A 6,798-nucleotide genomic window follows, 5' to 3' on the forward strand; every position below is an offset into this window, starting at 1 on the left:
CATCTCGTCACAAGATTCGTAGGGTGGATGGCCAAAGCTGTCCGCCAACCGGGCCGCAGGGCCACCTCCCCAAGGAGCACCCCATGAATGTACTGATCATTGGCAGTGGCGGCCGCGAACATGCCCTGGCCTGGAAAGCGGCGCAGGACGCCAGGGTCGAAAAGGTTTTCGTCGCACCGGGCAATGCCGGAACAGCCCTCGAAGCCAAGTGTGAAAACGTCCCGATCGACGTACTGGCTATCGAGCAATTGGCCGATTTCGCCCAGCAAAATGCTGCTCTGACCATCGTTGGCCCGGAAGCCCCGCTGGTAAAAGGCGTGGTCGATCTGTTCCGCAGCCGTAACCTGGCCATCTTCGGACCCACGGCCGCAGCCGCCCAGTTGGAAGGCTCCAAAGCCTTCACCAAGGACTTTCTGGCCCGCCACAATATACCCACCGCACAATACCGGAATTTTACCGAGGTGGAGCCGGCACTGACCTACCTGCGCGAGCGTGGCGCTCCCATTGTAATCAAGGCCGATGGACTGGCTGCCGGCAAGGGGGTGATCGTCGCCACAAACTTGCAGCAAGCCGAAGATGCCGTCCGCGATATGCTGTCCGGCAATGCCTTTGGCGACGCCGGTGCCCGAGTGGTTATCGAGGATTTCCTCGATGGCGAAGAAGCCAGCTTCATCGTCATGGTCGATGGTAAAAACGTCCTGCCGATGGCGACCAGCCAGGATCACAAACGTGTCGGCGATGGCGATACCGGCCCGAACACCGGTGGAATGGGCGCCTATTCCCCGGCCCCCGTGGTCACCCCAGAAGTCCACCAGCGTGTACTGGACGAAATCATTTACCCGACCGTTCGCGGTATGGCGGCGGAAGGTAACATCTATACCGGCTTTCTGTACGCAGGATTGATGATCGACAAGAACGGCGCCCCCAAAGTCATCGAATTCAATTGCCGTTTCGGTGACCCAGAAACCCAGCCGATCATGCTGCGCCTCAAGTCCAGCCTGGTTTTGTTGGTCGAAGGCGCATTGGCCCAAGCGTTGGACAAAGTTGAAGCACAATGGGATCCGCGTCCAAGCCTGGGCGTTGTACTAGCAGCGGGAGGCTATCCGGGCAACTATGCCAAAGGCGCGCCTATCAACGGTCTCGATTCGGCAGCACAGCTCGAAGGCAAAGTCTTTCACGCAGGAACTGCACAACAGAATGGCCAGATAGTTACCGCAGGAGGCCGAGTGCTTTGTGCAACTGCCCTGGGGACGTCAGTTTCCGAAGCACAGCGCAATGCTTACGCTCTGGCAACACGAATCGACTGGAATGGCTGCTTCTATCGCAAGGATATTGGCTATCAAGCCATTGCTCGCGAAAACACCTGAGGACTTTCACAGGTTCGCGATACTCCCAAGCACGCCAAACGCTCCCCACCATCAATCTTGAATCGGGTTATTGCTTGCATCGTGCGAGTGATACCCCGAATGCCACCACGGTGCCGACTATCCTGATGTGGCCGGGGTAACTGGTGCAGCATGCGCACAACTATATCCGTCACGGCACCACCGATCGCTTTGCTGTCCCGGACATCAAGGTTGGCACCGTCATCGGCGAAATGCATCGCCGTCTCGAATTCCGCCATTTCCTGGCCACCATCGAGCAGGCCACACTGCCCGAGGTGTAGCTGCATCTGGTGCTAGACAACTTCAGTATCCACAAGACCTTATGGGTACAGCGCTGGCTGGTACGCCATTCGCGCGTGTACCTGACGTCATACCGACTTCAGCTTGCTGGCTTCACCTCGTGGAGTGCTGACTCTCCTTGCTCACCGTCCACTAACTCAGACGAGGCCAGTTCCGCTCCGAGCGCTGGAGTGCGCCATCCGGGCCTACATCGCCGAACACAGCGCTCACGTAAAGCCCTTCGTGTGAACCAAGACAGCGGAAGAAAGATCATGTGGAAGTCTACCGGCTTTCACATGGAGTGATATCGCCTTGCGGCTCAACCCCTATTCACCCAGTCAAGGGCGGCGTTCGCTTTTTCCACATTCTCATGCCCGTATCGCCAACAGCATTTCTTGCGATTTTTCTGCTCCGAAAGGCTGTGATACAGGCTTACCGTAAATGCTTAAGAATGCAGCAGGAAAACGTCTGTTATTGATGTGATATATCCAGAGCACCGTTTCGACGAACCGGTGTTATTTGCAAAAAAGTATCAACTGGCGGAAATAAACGCACTAGCGACCCAAAGCCTTCCTTCGTTAGCTTGGATAAGTAAACCGCGCCTTGCCAATGCATTCGGTAGCGGTAACTACCAACAACTACAAAAAAGGAACGCGCTATGGTTACCCGCGAAGCGTCAAGAGGGCTGCTGTTGGGCATGCCCTTATGTTTAATCTGGGGCTACGTAGCAATTGCCCTGTTCATGACAGGCGATGGCATTGAATTGGCCTTCCTGTCGCGCTATGTCGTCGACCTCGGTTTCTCTCCCACGCAAGCGTCTTTTCTGTTTGCTGTCTATGGGTTTCTGGCCGCCTTGTCCAGTTGGTGCTCTGGCGTACTGGCCGAAATGTTCGGGCCACGGCGGATCATGCGTATCGGTGTCATTGCCTGGATTGCCTTCCATGTCCTGTTCCTGGCCTTTGGTCTGGGCGAGCAGAATTACCTGCTGATGGTGCTGTTCTACGGCATACGCGGGCTCGCCTATCCCTTGTTTATCTACTCCTTCCTGGTCTGGGTCGCGCAGGTGGCACCACGTGAGCGCCTGGCCTCGGCAATGGGCTGGTACTGGACGATGTACTCCATCGGTATCGGCTTTCTGGGGACTTATCTGCCCAGCTTCAGTATCCCGCATATCGGCTTCATGGGTACCTTGTGGATGGCCGTGGTGTGGGTGGCTGTAGCCGGTATCATGGTCATGTTCCTGGTGAAGGATGATCGGCAGGCCCAGGCTGCCAGTGCCGATACCACCATGAAACTGGCTGAACGCCTTCGTGAGTTGAGCCGTGGTGCCACCATCCTGTTCGATAATCGCAGTATCCTGATCGCGGCCCTGGTCCGGATCATTTGCAATCTGACGCTATTCGGCTTTCCGGTAATCATGCCGCTGTTTCTCACCTCACCCGAGGTGGGCTATACCATGGAGCAGTGGCTGCGTATCTGGGGCCTGGTATTCATTGTCACCATCTTCACCAATGTGATGTGGGGGGTGATCGGTGACCGGATCGGCTGGATACGCCAGATGCGTTGGTTCGGTTGCGCCGGATGTGTATTCGCCACCCTGGCCTTCTATTACCTGCCGTTGATCTATGGCCCCACGACTGCCGTATCCATAGTGATCGCGGTGGCTTTGGGCATTGGTGTATCCGCCTTCGTACCCATGGGGGCGATCTTTCCTGCCATGGCCCCGGAGCACAAAGGTGCAGCCATCTCGGCCCATAACCTGGCCGCTGGTTTATCCAATTTCATGGGGCCAGCCATCGCTACCGTGGCGATCTCTTCGATCGGGGTCGAAGGTGTCGTTTGGATCTATGCCCTGCTTTATCTGGTTGGGGTAGTCCTGACCTATTTCATTCGAGTCGATCAACCCAGGTTTTCCCACAAGGCCGCCTCAACCGCGCCTATCTCGCCTCAAACAAAAACCAGCCAAGCCATCTAACGAGGAGTTCCCCATGAAAGCACTGGTCCTTGAAAAACAGCATGAATTGAATGTTCGTGACATCGACTTACCTTTGGAGCTTGGCCCGGATGATGTGCGCATTCGCATCCATACCGTGGGCATCTGCGGCAGCGATGTCCATTACTACACCCATGGCCGAATCGGCCCTTTCGTTGTCGATCAGCCGATGGTGTTGGGACATGAGGCGGCCGGTACGGTTGTCCAGGTCGGCCGCAATGTGACGCATCTGTCCGAAGGTGATCGCGTCTGCATGGAGCCTGGTATTCCGGATCCCCGATCGAAAGCTTCGCGCCTGGGCCTATATAACGTTGACCCGGCAGTCGTGTTCTGGGCGACACCTCCGGTGCATGGTTGCCTGACTTCAGAGGTTATCCATCCGGCGGCCTTCTCCTACAAGCTACCCGACCATGTCAGCTTTGGCGAAGGGGCCTTGGTAGAGCCCTTCGCCATCGGCATGCAGGCTGCGGTGAAAGCACGCATCAAGCCGGGTGATGTTGCCGTCGTGATCGGTGCTGGCACGATTGGCATCATGACCGCCCTGGCCGCATTGGCCGGTGGTGCCAGTCAGGTCCTGGTTTCTGATTTGATGGAAGAGAAGCTGGCGATTGCCCAGGGTTATGCAGGCATTACTGCCGTTGACATTCGCAACACGCCGCTGACGGACAAGGTGGCCGAGGTTACGGGAGGCTGGGGCGCAGACGTGGTATTCGAGGCCAGTGGCAGCGCTCGGGCCTATGCCGATGCCCTGGCAAGTGTTTGTCCTGGCGGGGCATTGGTACTGGTAGGCATGCCGGTGGATCCCGTGCCGTTTGACATCGTGGCCGCGCAAGCCAAGGAAATCAGGATCGAGACCGTGTTCCGCTATGCCAATGTCTACGAGCGGGCCGTGAATCTGATTGCCAGCGGCAAGGTCGATTTGAAGCCTCTGATTTCGGCTACCTTTCCCTTCGAGAAAGGCGTCGAGGCTTTCGAGCGAGCCGTTCGTGCGCTGCCGGGTGACGTGAAGCTGCAAATCACCCTAGGCGACAGTTAATGTCAGGTATATGACCCGTTAGGTGGAAGGCTCAGGGTGATGAAGAATAAACAGCCTGATAACAGACCCTCGGATTTGGAAGTGATCCTTACCCAACCAGGGTATAGCTTCAGATGGTATGAGCATGACTATCCCTATCCCTTGGCACGCTGGAATCATCATCCTGAGTTTGAAATACATCTGATTCGTCGCGGTAGCGGCAAGCTACTTGCCGGGGACTATATCGGCCATTTCGGCCCAGGCCATGTGGCGCTGATAGGCCCTGGATTGCCTCACGACTGGATAGGCGACCTGGCGCCTGGACAATCCATCGAAGGGCGCGACGTGGTATTGCAATTCGATGCGCAAACCTTGTTGTGTCTACGGGAAAGTCTGCCTGAACTGAATGAACTGCAAGGCTTATTCAGTAGAGCGCCACAAGGTATCGAATTCAGCGGCGAGACAGCCGCTACGGCTGCCGCTCTGCTCGAGGCCATCGGACAGAACAGTGGTTTAAAGCGACTCGTTTTGTTTTTGTCATTGCTGGAAACCCTGGCACAGGCCAAGCTGAGCGAAAGCCGCACCCTGGCGAGCCAGCAGTATGCGCCTATGCTGGATAGCCTTACGGCCGAACGGATGAAACAGGTCTTCGACTACATCCTGAGAGATTTGGCTGCAGAGATTCGCCTGTCGGTCATCGCGCAGCGTTTGCACATGAGCGAGTCAACCTTCTCACGCTTTTTCAAGCGCACGACAGGCCACACCTTTGTTGAGCTGATCCGCAAGCTGCGTATGCAACGTGCCTGCCGGCTACTGTTGCAGAGCCAACAATCGATAGGGGATATCTGCTTCGAGGTGGGCTACAGCAACCTGTCGAATTTCAATCGTCATTTTCGTGATGAAATGCATGAGACACCGAGCCAATACCGCCGAAAGCAGGGACTGAGTGCCGTTGCTGGAAAAAGAATCGCGTAATCACAACACTTAACTATCTCGCCTGCAAGGAGAGTGCGCCATGTTTCTAGTCTGCGGTGAAGCTTTATTCGATTTATTCGTTGATGTTGAATCCAGCACCTTGCCGAAGCAAGTAGGCTTCAACGCTGTGGCGGGAGGCTCGCCCTTCAATGTCGCCGTGGGGTTGAGCCGGTTGGGCGTCGAAGCGGCATTACTGACAGGTTTATCCAACGATTTTCTGGGCAGTCAGTTACGCCATGTATTGGTGGAGGAAGGCGTATCGACCCGCTACCTGGTTCCTCTCGAGGCGACCAGCACGACACTGAGTCTGGTGGCTCTCGACGCGCAAGGCGTACCTTGCTACAGCTTCTACGGACAAGCGGGAGCCGATAGCCGGTTGCAGCTCTCCCAAGTGCCCGAACTCGGCAGCGAGGTTCGCGGGATTCATGTAGGGTCGTATTCGCTGGTGGTGTCGCCAACGGCGGATACCCTGTACGACATCGTAGCAAAAGCGTCGCGGAACCTGCTGATTACCCTTGACCCCAACGTCCGGCTCAATGTCGAACCGGATCTTGGAATCTGGAGGAAACGGATTGCAGCATTTGCCCGCCATGCCCACATCATCAAAGTCAGCGAAGAGGACCTTCTGCTCCTCTATCCCCATGAAGATCCTGCAACCATAGCGTGTAATTGGCTTCTCGACCGCTGCCAACTGGTGCTCATGACACGTGGAAAAGAAGGGGCTAGCGCTTTTACGCGCAGCTTTGGCAACTGGTCACACCCAGGACGCCCACTGATTGCTGTCGATACTGTCGGCGCAGGTGATACCTTCCAGGCTGCGCTGATCGCTTTTCTGGTGGAAAACGGATGGGATTCTCCCGCTGCGCTAGCGTCGCTCGAACGCAGCAGCATCGATGCCATGCTGGCTTTTGCCACAGAAGCAGCCGCATTGACCTGCATGCGTCGTGGGCCCGATCTTCCAAGGCGCCATGAATTGAGTCATCCCTTTAGCCAAGACATCTGTCTATGAATCTCAACCCTGTCAAACCTAGCGCTTTTACTCTCTTTGGGGCGCTAGGAGACCTGGCCCTACGCAAGCTGTTTCCTTCCCTCTATCAACTCGATCGCGCGAACCTGCTGCACCCGGACATGCGCATCCTCGCCCTGTCCCG

Annotated in this window: 6 protein-coding genes and 1 pseudogene; all 7 read left to right on the plus strand. The window is 56.3% G+C overall.

The window, feature by feature from the left end:
* Positions 1–83 precede the first annotated feature (83 nt).
* On the plus strand, positions 84–1,367 hold the full coding sequence (purD, locus tag FHR87_RS17265) for a phosphoribosylamine--glycine ligase (RefSeq protein WP_183167999.1): 1,284 nt from the start codon (positions 84–86) through the stop codon (positions 1,365–1,367).
* A gap of 143 nt (positions 1,368–1,510) precedes the next feature.
* A complete protein-coding gene (locus FHR87_RS17270; RefSeq protein ID WP_183168001.1) occupies positions 1,511–1,666 on the plus strand; it encodes a hypothetical protein in 156 nt (51 codons plus the stop codon).
* A gap of 656 nt (positions 1,667–2,322) precedes the next feature.
* Entirely contained in the window at positions 2,323–3,639 is a 1,317-nt protein-coding gene (locus tag FHR87_RS17275) for an MFS transporter (RefSeq protein WP_183168003.1), read from the plus strand.
* Between the two features lie 13 nt (positions 3,640–3,652).
* Positions 3,653–4,693 (plus strand): NAD(P)-dependent alcohol dehydrogenase, encoded by a 1,041-nt coding sequence (locus tag FHR87_RS17280; RefSeq protein WP_183168005.1) that lies wholly within the window; start codon positions 3,653–3,655, stop codon positions 4,691–4,693.
* 39 nt (positions 4,694–4,732) lie between these two features.
* On the plus strand, positions 4,733–5,647 hold the full coding sequence (locus tag FHR87_RS17285) for a helix-turn-helix domain-containing protein (RefSeq protein WP_183168006.1): 915 nt from the start codon (positions 4,733–4,735) through the stop codon (positions 5,645–5,647).
* Between the two features lie 40 nt (positions 5,648–5,687).
* On the plus strand, positions 5,688–6,656 hold the full coding sequence (locus FHR87_RS17290) for a carbohydrate kinase family protein (RefSeq protein ID WP_183168007.1): 969 nt from the start codon (positions 5,688–5,690) through the stop codon (positions 6,654–6,656).
* Positions 6,653–6,798, plus strand: a pseudogene (locus FHR87_RS17295) (glucose-6-phosphate dehydrogenase); the annotation flags it as partial. The gene FHR87_RS17290 and the pseudogene FHR87_RS17295, both read left to right, overlap by 4 nt.

Source organism: Azomonas macrocytogenes, assembly GCF_014191985.1.
In the GTDB taxonomy this organism is placed as follows: Bacteria; Pseudomonadota; Gammaproteobacteria; order Pseudomonadales; family Pseudomonadaceae; genus Azomonas; species Azomonas macrocytogenes.